The following is a 22161-nucleotide window of genomic DNA, read 5'->3' as shown; positions in this document are numbered from 1 at the left end:
ATACCCAGCCGCACGCGCGATCGATCGAGTCGACCGGTTGCATTCGCAACCGCGTATCAAATTACCCCGTCAGCCAGCGACGACCGACTCGGACGAACACCTCACGCCACGGCGTGCATTAACGATAGGCCACGAGAACCCGGATAAATATCCATGGAAACCTTCACGGTTCTTTTCGGCTTCCATTCACCAGTGCCATCTCCAAATCAAATAAAACTCTTGCGGGATACGCCTGCCGACCCGCTCGGCAACGTCATCGTCAATCGCAACGGATATTCGCGCACCCTCACTCGCCTCGGTAATTCCGCCCCTGTTCAGCCCCCCGCCTCCCGCGCTATCGTTTCCCCATCTTCACAGCCCAGGAGCCCCTCTTGTCTTCCCGCCACGGAGTCGACCTCATCCGCGCCCGCGCGCTGTTCGACCGCGAACGCCGCGCATTCACCGAAGCCATGCCGGCGTCCCGCGCACTGTCCGCGGAAGCGTCCGAGCACCTGCTGTTCGGCGTGCCGTTGCACTGGATGCAGGACTGGTCGACGCCGTTCTCGCTGTATGTGAAGGAAGCTCGCGGCGCGACGTTCACCGACGTCGACGGCCATCGCTACGTGGATTTCTGCCTCGGCGATACGGGCGCGATGTTCGGCCATGCGCCCGAACCCGTCGCCCGCGCGCTCGTCGAGCAGGCCACGCGCGGCTACACGACGATGCTGCCGAGCGAGGACGCCGCGTGGGTGTCGCGCGAGCTCGCGCGCCGCTTCCGGCTGCCGGTCTGGCAGTTCGCGCTGAGCGCGAGCGATGCGAACCGCTTCGTGCTGCGCTGGGCGCGCGCGGCCACCGGCCGCAACACGATCGTCGTGTTCAACGGCTGCTATCACGGCACCGTCGACGACGTGTTCGTCGATCTCGTCGATGGCCGCCCGGTGCAGCGGGACAGCCTGCTCGGGCAGTCGTACGACCTGCTCGCGAACACGCGCGTCGTCGAATTCAACGACCTGGACGCGCTCGAAGCAGCGCTGAAGGACGGCGATGTCGCGTGCGTACTCGCCGAGCCCGCGATGACGAACATCGGGATGGTGTTGCCCGACCCGGGCTTCTGGGATGCGGCGCGCGAACTGACGCGCCGCTACGGCACGCTGCTCGTGATCGACGAGACGCACACGATCAGCAGCGGCCCGGGCGGCTACGCGGTCGCGCACGATCTCGAACCGGACATGCTGGTGGTCGGCAAGCCGATCGCAGGCGGCGTGCCGTGCGCGGTGTACGGTTTCAGCGCGGAATTCGCGGAACGCGCGAAGCAGGCGAAGCTGAACGCGCCGCCCGGCCATTCGGGCATCGGCACGACGCTCACCGCGAACATGCTCGCGATGCATGCGATGCGCGCGACGCTGGCCGAAGTCGCGACCGACGCCGCGTATGCGCACATGTTCGAACTCGCCGCGCGGCTGGCCGCCGGGCTCGAACAGGCGATCGCGAAACACGGGCTGCCGTGGTGCGTGACGCGCATCGGCGCGCGCACCGAATTCCAGTTCGCGCCCGAGCCGCCGCGCAACGGCACGCTTGCCGGTGCGCAACTCGACAGCGAGCTCGAACACATCGTGCACCTGTATCTGCTGAATCGCGGCGTGCTGATCACGCCGTTCCACAACATGATGCTCGTGTGCCCGAAGACGACGAGCGACGATGTCGACCAACTCGTCGCGCAGTTCGACGCGTGCCTGGGCGAGCTGGCGTGATGCAGTGACGCACGGCACGGCGCGGCGCTCGCGTGAGCGGGTACCGCGCCGTGCGCTACGCAGCCCGCAACGCCCGCCGCGCCACTTCTGCGAAATAACGCGCGCCGACCGGCAGGATCTCGTCGTTGAAATCGTACGTCGCGTTATGCAGCGGCACGCCGCCGCGGTCGGCCGTTTCGCCGTTGCCGATGAACACGAAATTGCCGGGCACGGCCTGCAGGAACGCGCCGAAATCCTCGGAGATCATCATCGGCTGCACGTCGGCGTTCACCGCGCCGGCGCCTGCGACATGCGCCGCGGCCTGCACGGCCGTGTCGACCCACTCAGGAGAATTCACCGTCGGCGCGAACTCGTGCGTGTAGTCGAACGTGCAGGTCGCGCCGTGAGTACGACAGATCCCTTCGCTGATCTCGCGCATCCGCGTTTCGAGCAGCGCCTGCACGTCGCGCGAATAGCTGCGCGTGTCGCCCTTGATCGTCACGGTCGACGGCAGCACGTTGCGCAGCCCGTCGGTGATGAATTCCGTGCACGAGATCACCGCCTGCTGGCCCGGATCGAGGTTGCGCGACACGATCGTCTGCAACGCGAGCACGATCTGCGAGCCGATCACGATCGGATCGATGCCCATGTGCGGGCGCGCCGCATGCGTGCCGCGCCCGTCGATCCGGATCACGAAATTGTCTTCGCTCGCCATGATGCCGCCCGCGCGCGTCGAGAACGTGCCGGCGCGCATGCCCGGCATGTTGTGCGCGCCGAAGATCGCGTCGACCGGAAAGCGCTCGAACAGCCCGTCGACCATCATCGCCTTCGCGCCGCGGCCATGCTCCTCGGCCGGCTGGAAGATGAAGCGCACCGTGCCGTCGAAGTCCTTCCGCTCGGCCAGCAACTGGGCGGCGCCGAGCACCATCGACATGTGGCCGTCGTGCCCGCACGCATGCATCTTGCCGGGCGTGCGCGACGCGTGTTCGCGGCCCGGCGCGTGCTCGGCGATGTTCAGCGCGTCCATGTCCGCGCGGATGCCGATCGCGCGTTGGCCGGTGCCGACCGTCAGGTTCGCGACGAGCCCCGTACCGCCGATGCCGCGATGCACGTCGAGCCCGAGCGTCGTCAGGATGCGCGCGACATAGTCCGACGTGTTCACTTCTTCGAAACCCGTCTCCGGATGCTGGTGCAGATGGCGGCGCCAGGCCTTCAGTCGCCCCTGCAGCGTGCTTTCTTCGATTGCGTCGATTGCATCGATTGGGTCCATTGCGCTTGCCTCGTCGGTTGTCATGTCGTTCAGGCCGCTACCGCCGCGCGGTTCAGCCAGTCGCGCTGCCGCGCGAGCACGGCGTCGGCCGCCTCGCCGACGCAGTTCCGGTACACGGACGGAGCCGTCGCGCCTTCCGTATTGATCGCCAGCACGCGCGAGCTCGCGTCGAGCCCCGCCTGCCGCGCGAGCGCAGGGTCGCGCATCAGCACTTCCAGCCCCGCAACGCCGGCCGCACCCGATTCGCCGGCGACGAACGGGACGTCGCGCTCGCTGCCGGCCGCGAGGCCGCGCATCGCGTGCACCGCGTCTTCATCGTCGATCAGCATGAAATGGTCGATGCACAGCTCGAGGAAATCCCAGGCGAGCGGCGACGCCTCGCCGCACGCGAGCCCGGCCATCACCGAATCGACGCTGCCGGTCGCCTTCGCCGCGCGCCCCGCGAGCGCGCTCTGGTACAGGCAGTCGGCCTGGCGCGGTTCGACGACGATGAAATGCGGACGCTGCGCGCCATCGCGCTCCCACAGGTAGCTCGCCACGCCCGCGGCGAGGCCGCCCACGCCGCCCTGCAGCAACACGTGCGTGAACGGCCGCCCGTCGCGTTGCGCCGCCTGCGCGGCGGCCTCGGCGGCGATCACGCCATAACCCTGCATCACGTCGCGCGGAATCGCTTCGTAGCCGTCGTACGACGTATCCGACACGACGTACCAGCCGTTCGCCTGCGCAAGCTGCGCCGCGCAGACGACCGACTCGTCGTAGTTCCCCGCGATGCGCACGATCCGCGCGCCGTACGCCGAGATCGCGCGTTCGCGCTCGGCGTCGACATTCGCGTGCAGCACGATCACGCACCCGCAGCCGATCGCGCGCGCGGCGGCGGCCAGCGCCCGGCCGTGATTGCCGTCGGTCGCGCTGATCACCGTCAGGTCGGCCAGCTGCGCTGCGTAGCGGCCGGTGACCAGCCCCTGCGGATCGAGATCGTGAGTGCGCCGCAGGCGCTTCACGAGACGCACCAACGCGATCGGCGCGCCGAGCGCCTTGAAGCTGCCGAGCGGCGAGCGGCACGACTCGTCCTTCACGCTGATACTCGCGACGCCGAGCCGCGCGGCGAGGTCGGGCAACGCGCGCAGCGGCGTACGCGCGTTGCCGACGAGCGGCCAGTGCGACAGCCACGCGCCGCTTTCGTCGGCCGACGCGATGTTCATCACGCGGCGCAGCGCGTTCGGATAGGCGGCGCGCGACGCGCGGGGGTTGGCGATCAGCATGGCGAAAGGCTCCGGAGCAGGACCGCGCCGGCGGTCCGTCGGGTGGTTCGGATCGGGCAAGCGCGGGTTGCGTTCGCCGTCGGTCCGAAAAATAATATTGCGCATGCCGGTCAACAAAATCGCCAAATTGGTTGCCTGGACGCAAAAAATTCTCATTCTTTCGAGGTTTCGCGCACCATCATGACGACCCCACTCGATGCGTTCGATCGCAAGCTGTTGATGGAAGTGCAGCGCGACGCGCAGACGCCGCAAAGCGAACTCGGCGCGCGCGTGAATCTGTCGACGGCGGCGGTGAACCGGCGTTTGAAGCGTCTCGCGGAAGACGGCGTGATCGAGCGCTATACGGCCATCGTCGCGCAGGACAAGGTCGATCATCCGCTGACGATCGTCGTGAACGTCGAGGTCGAGAGCGAGCAGATCGACCAGCTAGACGCGATGAAGCGAACCTTCGAGCGGTGCCCGCAGATCCAGCAGTGCTATTACGTGACGGGGGAATGGGATTTCGTGCTGATCCTCGCCGTGCGCAACATGGATCAGTACAACGCGCTCACGCGCGAGCTGTTCTTCGCGAACAACAACGTGAAGCGGTTCAAGACGCTGGTGAGCATGAGCCGCGTGAAGGTCGGGCTCGAGGTGCCGGTCGAACCCGGCGAATGAGTGCCCCAATGAAACGGCCGGCGCACGACTGCACGCGCCGGCCGCATCCCATCGACGGCTACGTCAGCGGCAACTGAAGCTCGCCGCCGAGTTCACGTCGCCCGAGCCGTTGTAGCGCGCCACCTGCGGATACGGGCACAGCGGGCGCGTACGCCCCGCGCCCCACGACGCCGGCACGTCCACGTTCGGCACCGCGTTCGTCGTGTCGCGCGCGGCGGCCACGATCGCGGCGGGCGCCTGCCCCTGCTCGACCCACGCGACGAGCGGCGTCAGCATGTCGAACTGGTCGGCCGCCGGCCCGCCCGCACAGTGGTTCATCCCGGGCACCGGATAGAAGCGCGCGAAGCTCGACGCATCGCCGCCGTTCGCCTGCGCGACCCGCTGGTACCAGTCGGTCGTGTCGTTGGACGAGAACACCGGGTCGCCCGTGCCGTGATAGACCAGCAGCTTCGCGCCGCGCGACTTCAGCGCGGACAGGTTCGTCTCGTCGGGCGGCGTCATGAACGACCACGCGGATTGCGTGTACACGCCGTTGGTCGCGAAGATCGCCGGCGCGTCGTTGTCCATGTCGAAGCCGAGCGCGAAACCGGGCAGGTTCGCGAGCGTCGCGGTGCTTTTCGGCGGCGACGTGAACGTGAACGCCATCGCGACCGGGTCGAGCGTGATGGAATTCGATTGCTTCCACGCGGCCCAGCCGCCGCCGGCCACGCCCGGATCGTACGGAAAGCTCGCATAGAGCGCCGCGCCCGCGAACACGTTTTCGAGCGCGGTTTTCTGCGCGGTCGTCAGGCATGCGCCGGTGCGCGTGCCGTTCGCGCAGGTCGGGATGTCCGTCTCGACGCTGAAGTGCGCCTGGCACGCGGCGACGTCCTGCACCATCCCGTCGGTCACGCCGTCGAGCGCATCGCATTTGTCGAGGATCTTCGCGCCGACGAACTGGCGCTCCGTGTCGGTGAAGCCGCTGCGGATGTCCGGCAGCCCGTTCGATCCGGTCGCCGACGCGATCTTCGCGAACTGCTGCGCACCGTACATCTCGCCGATCGCCGCTTTCGGCAAATGGAAGCCCGGATCGCCGGCGATGATGCCGTCGTAGTCGGCCGGGTTGCGCACCGCCGTGACCATCGCGTGACGGCCGCCGTTCGAGCAGCCGCCGAAATAGCTGCGGTCGGGCGCCTTTCCGTAAGCGAGACGGATCACCTGCTTCGCCATCGGTGTCAGCGCATCGACGGCGCCATAGCCGTAGTCGAGCCGCGCCTGCGGATCGAGGCCGAACAGCGGGTTCTGCGCGCCGCTGTGCCCGGAGTCCGAGCTGATCACCGCGAAGCCCTGGTTCAGTGCATCGGTCAGCGGCCCGCCGCCGCCGATCTCGCCGGTCGCGGTCACGACGTTGCCGTCGAGACCGCCGTTCGCCTGGTAGAAGAAGCGGCCGTTCCACGCCTTCGGCAAGCGCATCTCGAAGCCGATCGCATAGGTTTTGCCGTCGACCGCACTCACGCGTTCGTTCATCTTTCCTTCGATCACGCAGTGCTCGGCGATCGGCTTGCCGGCCACCGTCAGCGCGCCGGCGGCCGCGGTCGCAACCGACGTGAACGACGTGTTCGCATACGCAAGCTTCGCGGCGAGCGCGTCGCAGGTCTGCGCCATCGCGGCCGGCGTTGCGGCGCTCAGGTGCGTGGGCGCGGAGCTGACCGAATCGTCGCCGCCGCAACCGGCGAGCATCGCGACGGACAGCGGTGCAATGCAGAGGAATACCGATTTTCTGTTCAAGATGTCTCCCGTTCGTCAGGTTGCCGGATCAGAACAAGTGCTTGACGCCGACCATCGCGCCGAGCTGCCCCATCCCCGCGCCGGGCGTCGTGCCGGGGCCGCCGCCGCTGACCGCATAGCGCGCATGCGCGCTGTTCCACAGATACGAGCTTTGCGCGTAAACCGACGTGCGCTTCGTCAGCAGGTAGGTCGCGCGCATCGTCGCCATCGTCGCGCGCGTGTCGTGCGCGCTGTTGACGATCCGGTAGCCTTCGCCGTCGACGATGAAATCCGGCTTGACCGCATACGACGCACCGACGAAGAACAGGTCGGAATGCGCGCCGGGCGCAGCCGGCGAACCGGTCGACACGCGCCGCCCGATCCAGCCCGCGCCGATCCTTGCGCCCGCCGCCTGCGCATACGCGCTAACGTGCACGCGCGCGTCCTTGCCCGCGCTGCTCGTGAACGCGGCCGGCGCGACGCCGTCGAAGAAGTTCGCGGCCGCGCCGGTGCCGCCGCGCTGCTCCTCGTACGACGCCGCCGCACCGAAATACGCGCTGTCGTACTTGAGCATCGCCGACCAGTTGCGGCATTCGACCGCGTGGCCCGGCACCTGCCCCGCGCACGTGCCCTGCCCCGGCGAGTTGCCGGTGCCCGCGCCGTCGCGGCCGAACGAATAGGCGGCGCCGAGCGTCACGCCGCGATAGGTGCCGAGGTAGGTCACCGCGTTGTCGGCGCGGCCGTTCGGCACGTACGCGTCGAACGAGCCGAGCCCGTAGATGTCCGGGCCGATGATGTCCGCGCCCTGCAGCGCGAGGTAGGTCATCGTGTACTGGCGGCCGAACGCGAGCGTGCCGAAGCCGCCCTTCAGCCCGACGAACGCCTGCCGGCCGAACAGCCGGCCGCCCTGGCCGAGATCGCCGCCGCGCACGTTGAAGCCGCTTTCGAGCACGAACACGGCCTGGTAGCCGCCGCCGAGATCCTCGCTGCCGCGCAGGCCCCAGCGCGACGGCATCTCGCCGGTCACGCCCGGCATCCGCACCACGTGGTCGCCGGCCGCGTTCGCGTGCGACACGAATTCGACGCCGGTGTCGATGATCCCGTACAGCGTCACGCTCGACTGCGCGTGCACGCTCGTCGCGGCCAGCGCGCATGCGCCGGCCGCCAGCAAGGCTTTGGTGTGCTTCATGGTTAGTGTCTCCAGACCTGCGTCGATATCGCGCTCTGCCGGCGCTCGTGGGTGAAAGTAAACAAACTCAGTCGTGTGCCTGCGGCCTGCGGATCAGCACCAGCGCCGCGACGGCGGCGACCAGCGTGACGGGGATGCTCGCGCCGATCACGACCGACGCGCTGCGGCCCATCGCGAGCAGTTCGGCGGCCGCGAGCGGGCCGACCACGGAGCCGAGCCGGCCCACCGCCACCGCGGAGCCGACGCCGGTGCCGCGCATCGCGGTCGGGTAGTACATCGCGGCCAGCGCATACAGCACCGACTGGCCGCCGACGACGAACATCCCCGCCGCGAACGCCGCGGCGGACAGCCATACGATCCCGGGCGCGATCGCGAGCGCGGCGAGCGACAGCACGATCCCCGCGTACATGCCGCCGACGACGCGCGACGGCCGCATCCGGTCCATCGACATGCCGATGCCGAGCACGCCGAGGCCGCTGCCGATGTTGAAGAAGATCTGCACGATCCCGGCCTGGCTGCGCGCGAGCCCCTTCGCCGCCATCAGCGACGGCAGCCAGTTCAGCAGGAAATACAGCACGATCAGCGTGCAGAAATAGCTGAGCCAGAGCGCGAGCGTGGTGCCCGTGCGCGCGCCGCCGAACAATGTCTGCCCGACACCCGGGCGCGCGGCGCCCGATGCGCTGACGTCGAGGAACGCGCGCGACTCCGGCAGCAGCGCGAGCAGCAGCGGGGCAAGCAGCAGCGGCCCGATGCCGCCGACGTAGAAGATGTGTCGCCACTCGGTGTCGCCGGCCAGCAGCACGCCGATCAGCGACGCGATCACGCCGCCGAACGGAATGCCGCAGTACATCACCGCGACCGCGCTGCTGCGCGAGCGCGCGTCGGCCGCTTCGGAAGACAGCGCGATCAGGTTCGGCATCGCACCGCCGAGGCCGAGGCCGGTCAGCGCGCGCACGACGACCAGCATCGCGAAGCTCGACACCTGCGCGGTCGCGATCGACAGCAGCCCGAACAGGCAGACCGACGCGATCAGCACATGCTTGCGGCCGATCCGGTCGGCGAGCCAGCCGCCGAGCATCGCGCCCGGCAACAGGCCGAACGTGCCTGCGCTGAACGCGAGCCCCATCTGCGAAACCGTGAGCCCGAACTCGTGAGCCATGCGCGGCGCGGCGACGCCGACCGACTGCAGGTCGAGCCCCTCGAGCAGCGCGATCGCGAAACACAGGCCGAGCGTCGTCGCGACGGCCGGCCTCTCGGCAACGGAAGTGTCCATGTCGTCTCCAAACCTTGTACTGCGCGTCATGCCGGGACGCATGCGCGGTGTCTTTGTCGTGATCGGACCGTGCTTCAGAAATTATCAGGTAGCCTGATTCACTGTCCGAAATAAAATCCGCGCGACCAGCCGGTCGTGCGGACCGTCATCCCATCGAAGGACGGGATGATTTAATAACAGGTAACCTGATATTTCAAGGGTGTGACGCGCCGGTGTTAACCCGCAACGCGCGCGGAAGCCGGCCGGACAAGGCCGTGCGGAACGACGAATGAAGCGAAAACGCGGCTCAGTCGCGCAGGTTGCGCACGAACAGCTCGAGCGTGCGCTGGACCTGCACGGCGTCGGCGGCGGTGAGGTCGTCGCCGAGCATCCGGCGCTCGAGCGGCCGCAGCACCCGTTCGCATTCGCGCAGGATCGCCGACCCTTCGTCGGTCAGGCGCAGCAGGATCACGCGGCCATGATTCGGATCGGCCTCGCGCGTGACGAAGCCGCGGGCCGCCATCGCGACCATCACCTCGTTCGCGGATTGCGGCGTGATGAACGAGCGCACCGCGAGCTGCGCATTGGACAGCGCGCCGCGCGCCTCGAGCACCGACAGCGCCGTGTATTGCGCGAGCGTCACGCCGAGCGGGGCGAGCGCATCGCTCATCTGGCGGCGCAGCAGCCGATCGAGATTGCCGATCAGGTAGGTCAGCCGCTGCTGGGCACGCACGGGCGGCTTCGCCTCGGAGGCACGGGCAGCGCGTTTCGCGCCGGCCGGTTTGACGGGTGTCGAACTCATGAAGGTGTCGGGAGGAAGATCGCGGGCCATCTTACCTCACGCGGCCCGCATGGCGGACAGGCTTGCATCGTCTGCTTCGCGGTGACTGGCGCGCTGTATACAGCACGAACCCGACCCGGCGGTTTCGATCGTGGTTTACCCGCTGATTTGCACGATTCAGCTTGAATGCACGGCAGGGATGTATACAATTTTATCAAGTAACCTGATAACTCCGCACGCCTGCACCGGCACTGCGGCACAGCCCCCGATATCCGCCATGACCGACCTCGACGCCCCGACTTCCGACACCCGTGCCGCTTCCCCGTCGCAAACGGTCCGCACGCTGCTCGGCCTGCGCGAGCTCATCGTCGGCGGAGAGCTCGCGCCCGGCGCGCGCATTTCCGAACTGTGGGTCGTCGAGCGGCTCGGCGTGTCGCGCACGCCGGTTCGGGCGGCGCTGATCCGGCTCCAGGAGGAAGGGCTGATCGAGCCGATCGCGACCGGCGGGTTTGCGGTGCGCGCGTTTTCGGCGCGCGAGATCGGCGATGCGATCGAACTGCGCGGCACGCTCGAAGGGCTCGCCGCGCGGTTCGCGGCCGAACGTGGCGTGCCGCCGTCGATGCTGCGCGACCTGCACGCGTGCGCCGACGAGATCGACGTCCTGCTCGCCGGCCCGCTGACCGACGACACGTTCTCGCGCTACGTCGACGCGAATGCCCGCTTCCACCGGCTGCTCGCGGCCGCGGCCGGCAGCGACGTCGTCGCGCGGCAGATCGACAAGGTCGCGACGTTGCCGTTCGCGTCCGCGAGCGCGTTCGTCGTCGTGCAGTCGCTCGATCCGCGCGCGCACGAAACGCTGATCGTCGCGCAAGCCCAGCATCGCGCGGTGCTCGACGCGATCGAACGTCGCCAGGGGGCGCGCGCGGAAGCGCTGATGCGCGAACACGCGCAGATCGCGCACGACAACCTGCGGCGCGTGCTCGACAGCCAGCGCGCGATGACGAAGCTCAAGGGCGGCAACCTGATTCGCCGCGACGCCGGCTGACCGGCACGCGGCACCTTCGCGCGGCGCACGACGCGCCGCTCATCCGACGATAGACACGGCGTGTGCACACGCCATGGAGGAGACGCATGTTCCTGAAAAACGCGTGGTATGTGGCCTGCACGCCGGACGAATTCGCCGGCAAGCCGCTGGGGCGGCAGATTTGCGGCGAACGCATGGTGTTCTTCCGCGACGCGGACGGCGCGGTCGCCGCGCTCGAGGATTTCTGCCCGCACCGCGGCGCGCCGCTGTCGCTCGGCACCGTGCGCGACGGCCGGCTCGTGTGCGGCTATCACGGGCTGACGATGGGCGCGGACGGCAAGTGCACGAGCATGCCGTGCCAGCGCGTCGGCGGCATTCCGGCGATCCGCCGCTATCCGGCCGTCGAGCGGCACGGCTTCGTGTGGGTGTGGCCGGGCGATCCGGCCCAGGCCGATCCGGCGACGATTCACCGGCTGCACTGGGCCGACGATCCGGGCTGGGCGTATGGCGGCGGTCTCTATCACATCGACTGCGATTACCGGCTGATGATCGACAACCTGATGGACCTCACGCACGAGACCTACGTGCATGCATCGAGCATCGGGCAGCCGGAGATCGAGGAAGCGGCGCCCGCGACGAAGGTGAACGGCGACACGGTCACGACCAGCCGCTTCATGGAAGGCATCGTGCCGCCGCCGTTCTGGGCCGCCGCGCTGCGCGGCAACGGGCTCGCCGACGACGTGCGCTGCGATCGCTGGCAGATCTGCCATTTCACGCCGCCGAGCCACGTGATGATCGAGGTGGGCGTCGCGCATGCGGGCAAGGGCGGTTATCACGCGGACCCGCGCGACAAGGTGTCGAGCATCGTCGTCGATTTCATCACGCCGGAAACCGAGACGTCGATCTGGTACTTCTGGGGGATGGCGCGCAGCTTCGCGGTGGACGACCGCGCGTTGACGGAGACGATCCGCAACGGACAGGGCGCGATCTTCGCCGAGGATCTCGACATGCTCGAAGCGCAGCAGCGCAACCTGCTGCGCTGGCCGGACCGGCCGCTGCTGAAGCTGAACATCGACGCGGGCGGCGTGCAGTCGCGACGCGTGCTCGACCGGCTGATCGACCAGGAGCGCGCCGCCGCGCTGTCGTGCTGACCGCGTGCCGCTCCGCGCCGCATGGCGGCGCGGCACGCCTACTTCACCATTCCCCATGAAAGTCACGCTCATCCGCAAGCTTCCCGTCGCGACCGACATCTGCGCGTTCGAACTCGCGCCGGCAGACGGCACACCGCTGCCGCCGTTTACGGCCGGCGCGCATATCGACGTCCACGTCCGCGGTTTCGTCCGCCAGTATTCGCTGTGCAACAGCCCGTCGGAGACGGGCGTCTACCGGCTCGGCGTGCTGCGCGAGCCCGCGTCGCGCGGCGGCTCGCTCGCGATGCACGCATGCGAGCCCGGCACGACGCTCGACATCAGCGCGCCGCGCAACCACTTCCCGCTCGACCCGCGGGCCGCGCACACCGTGCTGCTCGCCGGCGGCATCGGGATCACGCCGCTGCTCAGCATGGCCGCGCACCTGATCGAGACCGGCCAGTCGTTCGAGCTGCATTACTGCGCGCGCGAGCCGGCGCGCGCCGCGTTCCTCGACCGGCTCGACACGCCCGGGCTCAAGGCCCGCACGCGGCTCTGGTTCGACGACGCGCCGGACGGTCGGCGCATCGATTTCCCGCACGTGCTCGCGAAGCCGGATGCGCACACGCACCTGTACGTGTGCGGGCCCGGCGGGTTCATCGGCGCCGTGCTCGCGGCGGCCGCGCAAGCCGGCTGGGATCCTGCGAACGTGCATCGGGAGTATTTCGGTGCGGCCGGGATAGGTGCGGCCGGCTCAGGCGTGGATGCCGCGGCTGCCCCGGCCGAAGACGGAGGCGACCAGGCGTTCCAGGTATCGCTCGCGCAATCGGGCCGCGTCGTCGACGTGCCTGCCGGCACGACGATCGTCGACGCGCTGCGCGGCTGCGGAATCGAGGTGCCGGTATCGTGCGAGCAGGGCGTGTGCGGCACCTGTCTCACGCGCGTGCTGTCCGGCACGCCCGATCATCGCGACGTCTACCTGACCGACGACGAACGCGCGGCCAACGATCAGATGCTGCCGTGCTGTTCGCGTGCGGTCACGCCGCTGCTGGTGCTGGATCTGTGAAAGTGCGTGCGGCGCGGTAGACGCGCCGCACGCCGTGCGCGCGTTATGCGCCCCGCGCCGCGCCGGCGACGATCACGCCCGCATCGGCCGCGTCGCGCGCATACATCGCTTCGATCACTGCCGCGCGCTGCGTCAGCACCGCGCGCTGGTTGATCGAACCCTTGTCGGTGATTTCGCCGAGATCGAGCGACGGCGGCGTGTCGAGCAGGCACAGCCGCGTGATGAACGTCGCGCTGCCGGTCGCGTCGCGGTTCAACCGCTGCAACAGGTCCGCAAAGAACGCACGCACGGCCGGCGCCTGCAGCACGGCGCGCACGTCGGCGTCCGGCCCCGCGCCCGCGAGGCGGCGGCAATCGTCGACGCGCGGGAAGATCATCGCGCCGACGTCGTCGCGGTTCATCCCGGTCACGACCGCGTCCTGCACATACGGCGCGCCGTTCGACACGATCCGCGCGCGCATCGGCCCAACGCTCACGAAGGTCCCCGTCGACAGCTTGAAGTCCTCGGCAATCCGGCCGTCGAACATCAGCCCGATCTCCGGACGCTGCGGGTCGACGAAGCGCACCGCGTCGCCGCTGCGGTAGTAGCCTTCGTCGTCGAACACCTCGCGCGCGTCGTCGCCGCTTGCGCGCCAGTAGCCGGCCATCACGTTCGGCCCGCGAAAACGCGCCTCGAGCTTGCCGTCCACCGGCACCAGCTTCGCGTCGCAGCCGGGCGCGGGCAGGCCGATGTAGCCGGCGCCCGACATCGGCCCGGTGGTGAACATGCACGACGGCGCGGCTTCGGTCATCCCCAGGCCCGCCATGATCCGGATGTGCTCGCCGCAGTGCGCGAGCGTCACGCGTTCGAGCCGGTCCCACGCGGCCTGCGACAGCCCCGCGCCCGCGAAGAAATACATCTTCACGCGCGAGAAGAAGGTCGCGCGCAGCGTCGCGTCCGTTTCGAGCGCGGCGGTCAGTTCCTCCCAGCCTTTCGGCACGTTGAAGTACACCGTCGGCGCGATCTCGCGCAGGTTGCGCAGCGTCTCGTCGAACTTGCCGGCGACCGGCTTGCCGTCGTCGATGTACAGCGTGCCGCCGTTGTACAGCGCAATCCCCACGTTGTGGCTGCCGCCGAACGTGTGGTTCCACGGCAGCCAGTCGACCAGCACCGGCGGCTCGATGCCGAATTGTGGAAACGTTTCGAGCAGCATCTGCTGGTTGCTGCACAGCATCCGGTGCGTGGTCGGCACCGCCTTCGGCAGCCGCGTCGAACCGGACGTGAACAGGAACTTGGCGATCGTATCGCCCGTGATCGCCTCGTGCGCGGCGTCGACGCTGCCCGGCGCGGTGTCGAGCAGCGACGCGAAGCGCGTGACGCCGTGCATCCCGTCCGGCGCCGACACGACCACGCGCTCGATGTCGGGCGGCACCGTCGCATCGAGCGCGGCACGGAACGCATTGCCGTCCGCGGCAAATACCAGCCCCGGCGTCAGCAGCGCCAGCGCATGGCGGAGCTTGCCGTAGTCGCTCGACACGAGCGAATACGCGGGCGACAGCGGCGCATACGGAATGCCGGCCCACAGTGCGCCGAACGCGACCTGCAGGTGTTCGAGATCGTTGCCGGACAGGATCGCGACCGGCCGCTCGGCCGACAGCCCGCGATCGAGCAGCGCCTGGCCGATCGCGCGCGCGCGATCGAGCATCTGCGCATAGCTGATGCCGATCCATGCGCCGTCGGGGCCGCGCCGCGCGACGAGCCAGCGGTCCGGGTGCGCTTGCGCACCGCTGACGAGCCGGTCGGTCAGCCGGCGCGGATACGCGCCGAGCGCGGTCGATGCGCGCAGGGTCCAGCAGCCGTCGCGTTGCGCGATGCAGGGCGGTGCCGCACCGATCGCGACGGGGCGGTAGCCGGCGGGGGCCGGCTGCGCGGCGGCGATGCCGCGCAGTTGGGTCGGATCCGCATCCAAGGTCTGTCTCCAGTCGGTTCCGCCGGCGCGCTCGCGGCGCGCGGCGGGAACTTCATTGTGTCTTTGTCGGTGCCGCGCCGCGGCGGCCCGCTCAGATCGGGTAGTGGCGCGGCGCGGTCTGCACGGTGATCCAGCGCAGGTCGGTGAATTCGGCGATCGACGCCTTGCTGCCGAACCGGCCGTAGCCGCTCGCCTTCACGCCGCCGAACGGCATCTGCGCCTCGTCGTGCACGGTCGGGCCGTTGATGTGGCAGATGCCCGACTCGATCCGTTTCGCGACCTGCATCGCGCGTGCGATGTCGCGGCTGAACACCGCGGCCGACAGCCCGTATTCGCTGTCGTTCGCGGCCGCAAGCGCCGCTTCGTCGCCGTCGACGCGCTGCACGGTCACGACCGGCCCGAACGATTCGTCCGCATAGAGCTTCATGTCGCGCGTGACGCCGTCGACGATCGTCGGCTGCATCACCGCGCCGTCGACTTCGCAGCCGAGCGGCAACGCCGCGCCGTGTGCGCGCGCATCGGCGACCAGCGCCGCGATGCGCTGCGCGGCCGCCGCGCTTTCCAGCGTGCCGAGCACGACGCCCGGTGCGGCCGGGTTGCCGGCCTTCAGCGTACGCGCCTTCGCGACGAGCCGCTCGACGAACGCATCGGCGACTGTCCGGTCGACGATCACGCGCTCGGTCGACATGCAGATCTGGCCCTGGTTGAAGAACGCGCCGAACGCGACCGCGTCGACCGCCGCATCGAGATCCGCGTCGTCGAGCACGAGCACCGGCGCCTTGCCGCCGAGTTCGAGCAGCGCCGGCTTCAGGTGCTGCGCGGCGAGCGTCGCGACGATCCGGCCGACGCGCGTCGACCCGGTGAAGTTGACGCGCCGCACCGCCGGGTTCGCGATCAGCCGTTCGACGATTGCCGGTGCGTCCTGCGATGCATGCGTGATCACGTTGACGACGCCGTCGCCGAGCCCCGCGTCATGCAGCACGCTGCCGATCAGCCGGTGCACGCCCGGGCAGCCTTCGGACGCCTTCAGCACGACCGTGTTGCCGCACGCGAGCGGCATCGCGAGCGCGCGGGTCGCGAGGATCACCGGCGCGTTCCACGGCGCGATGCCGAGCACGACGCCACACGGCTGGCGCACGGCCATCGCGAGGCTGCCCGGCACATCGGACGGGATCACCGCGCCGTCGATCTGCGTCGTCATCGCGGCGGCCTCGCGCAGCATGTTGGCCGCGAGCATCACGTTGAAGCCGTACCAGTTCGCCATCGCGCCGGTTTCCGCGCGGCCGATCTCGATGAATTCGCCGGCGCGCGCGTCCATCCGGTCGGCCGCCGCGAGCAGCCGCCGGCGGCGCTCGGTCGGCGCGAGCGCCGACCACGCGGGAAACGCGCGCGCGGCCGCCGCGACCGCGGCATCCGCATCGGCGAGCGTCGCCGCAGCGGCGCGCGACGCCACCTGTCCCGTCGCCGGATCGATCCGGTCGAACGTACCGCCATCCGACGCGCCGCGCGACACGCCGTCGATCAACAAACTCACTTCGTGCATTTCGCTGTCTCCGCTCTGTCCGGTTGCGTGCCGCGTCGCGCGTCAGCGCTTGTACGCCTGCAGGCCCGGCTTGATGCTCTTGTCGTCGAGGAACTGCTTGAGGCCCTGCTCGCGGCCGCCTTCCGGATCGCGATAGTTCGCCTGGTCGAGCTTCGCGTACAGGTAGTCCTCGTTCTGCTCCCACGTCAGTTCGCGGCAGCGCTTGAAGCCGTGCTTCGCATTGCGGATCACGACCGGATTCTTGTCGAGCAGCTTCGCGGCGAGCGCGAGCACTTCATCGCGCAGTTGCGCACGCGGCACGCTCTTGTTGACGAGCCCCATCTTCGCGGCCTGCTGCCCGGTGAAGGTATCGCCGGTCATGATGTAGTACAGCGCCTCGCGATGCCCGACCGTGTCCGCCATCGCCTTGCTGACGAGGTTGCCCGGCGGGATGCCCCAGTTGATTTCCGACAGGCCGAACACGGCTTCGTCGGCCGCGATCGCGAGATCGCACGCGACGAGCGGCGAGAAACCGCCGCCGAAACACCAGCCGTTGACCATCGCGATCGTCGGCTTCGAATACATGCGCAGCAGTTGCCACTGCCAGCGGCTCGCGTCACGGCGGATCTTTTCCTGCAGGATCTCCGGGCCCGCGTCCACTTCGCGGAAATACTCCTTCAGGTCCATCCCGGCCGTCCACGCGTCACCCTCGCCGGTCAGCACGAGCACCTGCGCTTCGGCGTCGAGCTCGACCGCTTCCAGCACGTCGATCATCTCCGTGTTCAGCGTCGGGCTCATCGCGTTGCGCTTGTCCGGGCGGTTCAGCGACACCCAGGCGATCCCGCCCTCGACCTCGACCTTCACCGTTTTCCAGCGACCTTCGTAACTCATCTTCGTTCTCCAATGACAGTGCCGCCCTGCGCGACTCGACGCCAATTTACTATCAGGTAACCTGATATGTAAAGTAGAATGGAAGCGGCTCGGGACAAACCCCTAAACGGGCCCGAACGCGCGGCTTCGCGCCGCGCGGCGCCTGCGCTTCACGACATGAGGAGACACGCTTGGACGTCCGCAACCTGATCGCCATCGACACGCACGTGCATGCCGAAGTGTCGTGCTGCCAGCCGCCCGACCTGTTCGCGAAGGCATTCGACGACGCGGCCGACAAGTACTTCGGCACGGTGCTGAAGCAGGGCCGCCGGCCGACGATTCCGGAGACGATCGCGTATTACCGCGAGCGCCGCATCGGCTTCGTGATGTTCACCGTCGACTGCGAGACGAACATCGGCCGGCGCCGCATTCCGAACGAGGAAATTGCGCAATTCGCGCAGGACAACGCCGACATCATGATCGCGTTCGCGAGCATCGATCCGCACAAGGGCCGCTTCGGCGCGCGCGAGGCGCGCCGCCTGATCGAAGAACACGGCGTGAAGGGCTTCAAGTTCCACCCGACGATGCAGGGGTGCTTTCCGAACGACCGGCTCGCGTATCCGATCTACGAGGCGATCGCCGAACACGGGCTGCCGGCCGTGTTCCACAGCGGCCATTCGGGGATGGGATCGGGCATGCGCGGCGGCGGCGGGCTACGTCTGAAGTACTCCGAACCGATCCATCTCGACGACGTCGCGGCCGACTTTCCGGACATGAAGATCGTGATCGCGCACCCGTCGTGGCCGTGGCAGGAGCAGGCGCTGTCGATCGCGCTGCACAAGCCGAACGTGTACATCGATCTGTCGGGGTGGTCGCCGAAGTATTTTTCGCCGGAGCTGGTCAAGTATGCGAACACGCTGCTCAGGCACAAGGTGCTGTTCGCATCGGATTTTCCGCTGATCCGGCCGGATAGATGGCTGGAGGATTTCAACGGCGCCGGGTTCCGGCCCGACGTGCATCCGCTGATTTTGAAGGACAACGCGGTCGCGTTGCTGGGGCTGGGGCTCGACGCGCCGCACGAGTGACGCGCCGAGTGGTGAATGCGCCGATCGCGGCGTGGCGGCCGGCGCGGTCGTGCGACGATGTCGCGTCCGCCGGCCGCGCCGCGCCGCTCAGGTTGCGCGCTTCGGCATGAACCGCGCCGTCGGCAGCCCCGCGTGCCGCGTCTGCGCGACGAACACGCCGCCCGCATGCGCATCGCTTGCCAGCGCGTCGTCGCTCAGCCCGACGCGTGCGCTCGTCACGTACAGGCGGCCTTCGCCGTCGAGCGCCGCGCAGCTCGGCTGCGCGGTCGGCACGTCGACGCGCTCCGTCTCGACGCCGTCCGGCCCGTAGCGCACGACCCGCCGTCCGCCCCACTGCGCGTTCCACAGGCCGCCGTCGCGATCGATCGTCGAGCCGTCCGGGTCGCCGTCCGGGTCAGTCAGGCGCGCGAACGGCCGCACGTTCGCGACGTCGCCACCCGCGCGGTAATCGCAAACGAAAATCTCGCGCACCAGCGAATCGCAGAAATACATCTTCGAACCGTCCGGCGCGAACGCGATGCTGTTCGCGATCGCCGCCGGCGGCAGCGCGAGCCGTTCGAGCGTGAGATCCGGATTGAGCCGGTAGAACCCGCCGACCGCGCGCGGCGGCTCGCCGCCTTCGTCCTTCATCCCGAACACGAACGCGCCGAACGGATCGCAGCGCCCGTCGTTCAGCCGGGTCGGCAGTTCGGGCTCGACGTCGACGATCCGCGTGAACGCACCGCTGCGCAGGTCGAAGAACGCGAGATGCGTCGCGAGCCCGACGAGCAGCACGCCCGGATCGCCGGTCAGCGCGAAACACGCGAGCCGCTCGGGCATCGCCCACGACGTCAGGTCGGAACCGTCCGCGCGGCATCGCCACAACTGCGCGCCTTCGATGTCCGTCCAGTACAGCGCGTGCGTCGTATCGCACCACGTCGCGCCTTCGCCGAGCGTGCTGCGGCTGTCGGCCAGCAGCGTCGCCGACGCGGCCGGATGATTCTGTTGCATGCCGTCTCCCGATATCTGTCGCGAATATCCGTCGCGTTAGCGGGCGGCGCGCTGCCGGTCAGATCTTCATCGCGCGCCGCTGGTTGCGACGATACTGGTCGAACAGCACCGCGAGCAACAGAATTCCGCCGCGTATCAGATATTGGTAAAAGGTCGGCACGTTCAGCAGGCTCATCGCATCCTGCACCGCGCCCATGATCAGCACGCCGACCAGCACGCCGGAGATCGTCGCGACGCCGCCCGTCAGCGACACGCCGCCGAGCACGCACGCGGAGATCACGCCGAGCTCGAGGCCGACCGACGTCTTCGGATCGCCGAGGCTCATCCGCGACGCGAGCATCACGCCGGCGAAACCCGTCACGAGCCCCTGCAGCACGAACACGGTGATCTTGATGCGCATCACCGGCAGCCCCGCGAGCAGCGCCGCCTCGCCGTTGCCGCCGACGGCGAGCACGTTCTTGCCGAACACCGTCTTGCGCAGCAGGAAGCCGAACACGACGAAGCCGATGATGTTGCTCCAGATCGGATACGAGATGCCGAGGAACGAGCCGGCCCCGAGTTCGAAGAAGCGTTCCTCGGAGATCATCACCGCGTCGCCGTTCGACGTGATGAACGCGAGCCCGCGCACGACTTCCATCATCGCGAGCGTGACGATCAGCGAATTGATCCGGTAGCGCGCGATCAGCACGCCGTTGACGAGCCCGACCGCGCCGCCCGCGAGCACGCCGGCCGCGGTGCCGAACAGCACGCTGTGCGTCGCGGTGATCAGCGTCGACGCGACGACGCCCGAGAACGCGACGATCGACGCGACCGACAGGTCGACCTCGCCGAGCGCGAGCACGAACATCATCGTCACCGCGATCGAACCGATCAGCGTGACCGACAGCAGCAGGCCCTGGATATTGCGCGGCGTGAGGAAGTCCGGCACCGTCAGCGACAGCGTCGCGAACAGCACGAGAAACACCATCACGATGCCGGAACGGTTGATCAGTTGCCACACGCCGCCGCGCGCCTTCATGGGCGCGGCAGCGGCATCGGGGGATGGAGAGGTACGTTGGGGTTGCATTGCCTGGCTCATATCATTTGCATTCCGGTTGAACAGCAAGCCGCTAGCGCGGCAGCGCGAGCTTGATCAGTGCGTCGGGCGTCGCCTGCGCCTTCTCCACTTCGCCCGCGATCCGGCCTTCCTTCATCACGATGATCCGGTCCGACACGCCGATCACTTCGGCCAGATCGCTCGACACGAGGATCACCGTGCGGCCCGCTTCCGCGAGTTCGTAGAACAGGTTGTAGATTTCCGCGCGCGCACCGACGTCGATGCCGCGCGTCGGCTCGTCCATCAGGAACACGTCGATACGTTCGGCGAGCCAGCGCGCCAGCACGACCTTCTGCTGGTTGCCGCCGGACAACGCGCCGATCGGCGTGTCGCCGTCGCGGGTCTTGATCGCGAGCCGCTCGATGTAGCGTTGCGCGAGCTCGCGCTCGCGCCGCGTGTCGAGCAGCATGCGCGCCGGGCTGAAATGCCGGCGCGCGCTGATGTTCAGGTTGTCGGCCACCGACGCGATCGCGACGATGCCCTCCTGCTTGCGGTCTTCCGGGCACAGCGCGATGCCGGCGCGCACCGCGTCGCGCGGGCTGGCAAACGCGACACGCCGCCCGCCCAGCTCGACGTACCCGGCGCTCGGGCGCACCGCGCCGTACAGCAGCTTCATCAGTTCCGAGCGGCCCGCGCCGACGAGCCCGAAGAAGCCGACGATCTCGCCGCGCCGCGCAGTGAACGACACGGGCTCGGACAGCCCGGGCCCCGCCAGCCCCTTCGCCTCGATCAGCACGTCGCCGGCCGCGCGCGGCCGGTAGCCGTACACGTCCTCGATCGAGCGGCCGACCATGCAGCCGATCAGCCGGTCGCGGTCGAGATCGGCGACCGAATCGAACGTGTCGATCCGGCGGCCGTCGCGAAACACGGTCACGCGGTCGCACAGTTCGTAGACCTCTTCCATCCGGTGCGTGACGTAGATGATCGCGCGGCCTTCCGCGCGCAGCGCGCGGATGATCCGGAACAACTGCGTGGTCTCGCGCGCGGACAGCGAGCTCGTCGGTTCGTCGAACGCGATCACGCGCGCGTCGCGCATCAGCGCCTTGCCGATCTCGATCATCTGGCGCTGGCCGATCGACAGATACTTCACCGGGATGCCCGGATCGATGTGCTCGCCGAGCCGCTCCAGCGCATCGAGCGCACGCGCGGCGAGCGTGCGCTCGTCGACCACGCCGAGCCGGCTCGGCAACTGCCCGAGCATCAGGTTCTCGGCGACCGTCAGCTCGGGCACCAGGTGAAGCTCCTGGTAGATGATCGCGATGCCGGCCTCGAGCGCCGCGCGCGTCGACGCGAAGCGCTGCACCGTGCCGTTCAGCGTCAGCGTGCCGGACTGCGGCTGGTTCACGCCGGACAGCACCTTCAGCAGCGTCGATTTCCCCGCGCCGTTCTCGCCCATCAGCCCGTGCACTTCGCCTGCACGCACCGACAGCGACACGGCGTCGAGCGCGCGCACGCCCGGGAACGTCACCGTGATGCCGTCGAGCGCGAGCAGCGGGGCGTCCTGCGGCGGTGCGCCTGCCGCAGCGTCGTTGCTGCGGGACACGGCCGTCATCGTCTGCGTCGTCAT

At 68.8% G+C, this 22161-nt stretch carries 18 protein-coding genes; 6 read left to right on the top strand and 12 right to left on the bottom strand.

The window, feature by feature from the left end:
* Positions 1 to 371 precede the first annotated feature (371 nt).
* Positions 372 to 1730, top strand: coding sequence for an aspartate aminotransferase family protein (locus tag ABD05_RS21735; protein ID WP_047902156.1), 1359 nt, complete (start codon positions 372 to 374; stop codon positions 1728 to 1730).
* A 55-nt stretch (positions 1731 to 1785) separates the two neighbouring features.
* Here ABD05_RS21735 and ABD05_RS21730 read toward each other — a convergent pair whose 3' ends face one another.
* Together ABD05_RS21730 and ABD05_RS21725 are read right to left on the bottom strand one after the other, a co-directional pair.
* Positions 1786 to 2970 (bottom strand): M20 aminoacylase family protein, encoded by a 1185-nt coding sequence (locus ABD05_RS21730; protein ID WP_082146271.1) that lies wholly within the window; start codon positions 2968 to 2970, stop codon positions 1786 to 1788.
* A 38-nt stretch (positions 2971 to 3008) separates the two neighbouring features.
* Entirely contained in the window at positions 3009 to 4241 is a 1233-nt protein-coding gene (locus ABD05_RS21725) for a diaminopropionate ammonia-lyase (protein ID WP_047902154.1), read from the bottom strand.
* A gap of 180 nt (positions 4242 to 4421) precedes the next feature.
* Between ABD05_RS21725 and ABD05_RS21720 the strand changes: the two genes are divergently transcribed.
* Positions 4422 to 4898, top strand: a complete 477-nt coding sequence (locus ABD05_RS21720; protein WP_047902153.1) for an Lrp/AsnC family transcriptional regulator — start codon at positions 4422 to 4424, stop codon at positions 4896 to 4898.
* 63 nt (positions 4899 to 4961) lie between these two features.
* On the opposite strand, the gene ABD05_RS21715 is transcribed toward ABD05_RS21720, so the two are convergent.
* From ABD05_RS21715 to ABD05_RS21700, 4 genes are all read right to left on the bottom strand, one after another.
* On the bottom strand, positions 4962 to 6665 hold the full coding sequence (locus tag ABD05_RS21715; protein WP_047902152.1) for a tannase/feruloyl esterase family alpha/beta hydrolase: 1704 nt from the start codon (positions 6663 to 6665) through the stop codon (positions 4962 to 4964).
* Positions 6666 to 6693: 28 nt separating this feature from the next.
* Positions 6694 to 7833 (bottom strand): porin, encoded by a 1140-nt coding sequence (locus ABD05_RS21710; protein ID WP_047902151.1) that lies wholly within the window; start codon positions 7831 to 7833, stop codon positions 6694 to 6696.
* Between the two features lie 67 nt (positions 7834 to 7900).
* A complete protein-coding gene (gene mhpT / locus ABD05_RS21705; protein ID WP_047902150.1) occupies positions 7901 to 9106 on the bottom strand; it encodes a 3-(3-hydroxy-phenyl)propionate transporter MhpT in 1206 nt (401 codons plus the stop codon).
* 286 nt (positions 9107 to 9392) lie between these two features.
* Positions 9393 to 9887 carry a MarR family winged helix-turn-helix transcriptional regulator gene (locus ABD05_RS21700; protein ID WP_047902149.1) on the bottom strand — a complete coding sequence of 165 codons (495 nt, stop codon included), beginning with the start codon at positions 9885 to 9887 and terminating at the stop codon, positions 9393 to 9395.
* Positions 9888 to 10143: 256 nt separating this feature from the next.
* Here ABD05_RS21700 and ABD05_RS21695 point away from each other — a divergent pair, with 256 nt between their 5' ends.
* The 3 genes from ABD05_RS21695 to ABD05_RS21685 all read left to right on the top strand — a co-directional run bounded on the left by ABD05_RS21695 (position 10144) and on the right by ABD05_RS21685 (position 13083).
* On the top strand, positions 10144 to 10911 hold the full coding sequence (locus ABD05_RS21695) for a GntR family transcriptional regulator (RefSeq protein ID WP_047902148.1): 768 nt from the start codon (positions 10144 to 10146) through the stop codon (positions 10909 to 10911).
* A gap of 86 nt (positions 10912 to 10997) precedes the next feature.
* Positions 10998 to 12041, top strand: coding sequence for an aromatic ring-hydroxylating dioxygenase subunit alpha (locus ABD05_RS21690; protein WP_047902147.1), 1044 nt, complete (start codon positions 10998 to 11000; stop codon positions 12039 to 12041).
* 55 nt (positions 12042 to 12096) lie between these two features.
* Positions 12097 to 13083, top strand: a complete 987-nt coding sequence (locus tag ABD05_RS21685; RefSeq protein ID WP_047902146.1) for a PDR/VanB family oxidoreductase — start codon at positions 12097 to 12099, stop codon at positions 13081 to 13083.
* A gap of 43 nt (positions 13084 to 13126) precedes the next feature.
* Here ABD05_RS21685 and ABD05_RS21680 read toward each other — a convergent pair whose 3' ends face one another.
* The 3 genes from ABD05_RS21680 to ABD05_RS21670 form a co-directional block, all read right to left on the bottom strand.
* Positions 13127 to 15031, bottom strand: coding sequence for a feruloyl-CoA synthase (locus ABD05_RS21680; protein ID WP_047902145.1), 1905 nt, complete (start codon positions 15029 to 15031; stop codon positions 13127 to 13129).
* Between the two features lie 91 nt (positions 15032 to 15122).
* Positions 15123 to 16574: an aldehyde dehydrogenase gene (locus ABD05_RS21675; RefSeq protein ID WP_047902144.1), complete on the bottom strand. Its 1452-nt coding sequence runs from the start codon at positions 16572 to 16574 to the stop codon at positions 15123 to 15125.
* 42 nt (positions 16575 to 16616) lie between these two features.
* On the bottom strand, positions 16617 to 17444 hold the full coding sequence (locus ABD05_RS21670) for a p-hydroxycinnamoyl CoA hydratase/lyase (protein ID WP_047902143.1): 828 nt from the start codon (positions 17442 to 17444) through the stop codon (positions 16617 to 16619).
* A gap of 170 nt (positions 17445 to 17614) precedes the next feature.
* Between ABD05_RS21670 and ABD05_RS21665 the strand changes: the two genes are divergently transcribed.
* Positions 17615 to 18508, top strand: coding sequence for an amidohydrolase family protein (locus ABD05_RS21665; protein ID WP_047902142.1), 894 nt, complete (start codon positions 17615 to 17617; stop codon positions 18506 to 18508).
* A gap of 87 nt (positions 18509 to 18595) precedes the next feature.
* Here the strand turns inward: ABD05_RS21665 and ABD05_RS21660 are convergent, their stop codons facing one another.
* From ABD05_RS21660 to araG, 3 genes are read right to left on the bottom strand one after another with little or no spacing between them, the layout of a single operon-like run.
* Complete coding sequence (locus tag ABD05_RS21660) at positions 18596 to 19498, bottom strand: SMP-30/gluconolactonase/LRE family protein (protein WP_047902141.1); 903 nt, start codon at positions 19496 to 19498, stop codon at positions 18596 to 18598.
* A gap of 58 nt (positions 19499 to 19556) precedes the next feature.
* Positions 19557 to 20576, bottom strand: coding sequence for an L-arabinose ABC transporter permease AraH (araH, locus tag ABD05_RS21655; protein ID WP_047902140.1), 1020 nt, complete (start codon positions 20574 to 20576; stop codon positions 19557 to 19559).
* A 31-nt stretch (positions 20577 to 20607) separates the two neighbouring features.
* A complete protein-coding gene (gene araG, locus ABD05_RS21650) occupies positions 20608 to 22161 on the bottom strand; it encodes an L-arabinose ABC transporter ATP-binding protein AraG (protein WP_047902139.1) in 1554 nt (517 codons plus the stop codon).

It is taken from the genome of Burkholderia pyrrocinia (assembly GCF_001028665.1).
In the GTDB taxonomy this organism is placed as follows: domain Bacteria; phylum Pseudomonadota; class Gammaproteobacteria; order Burkholderiales; family Burkholderiaceae; genus Burkholderia; species Burkholderia pyrrocinia.
This window is presented reverse-complemented; position numbering and strand designations above follow the sequence as displayed.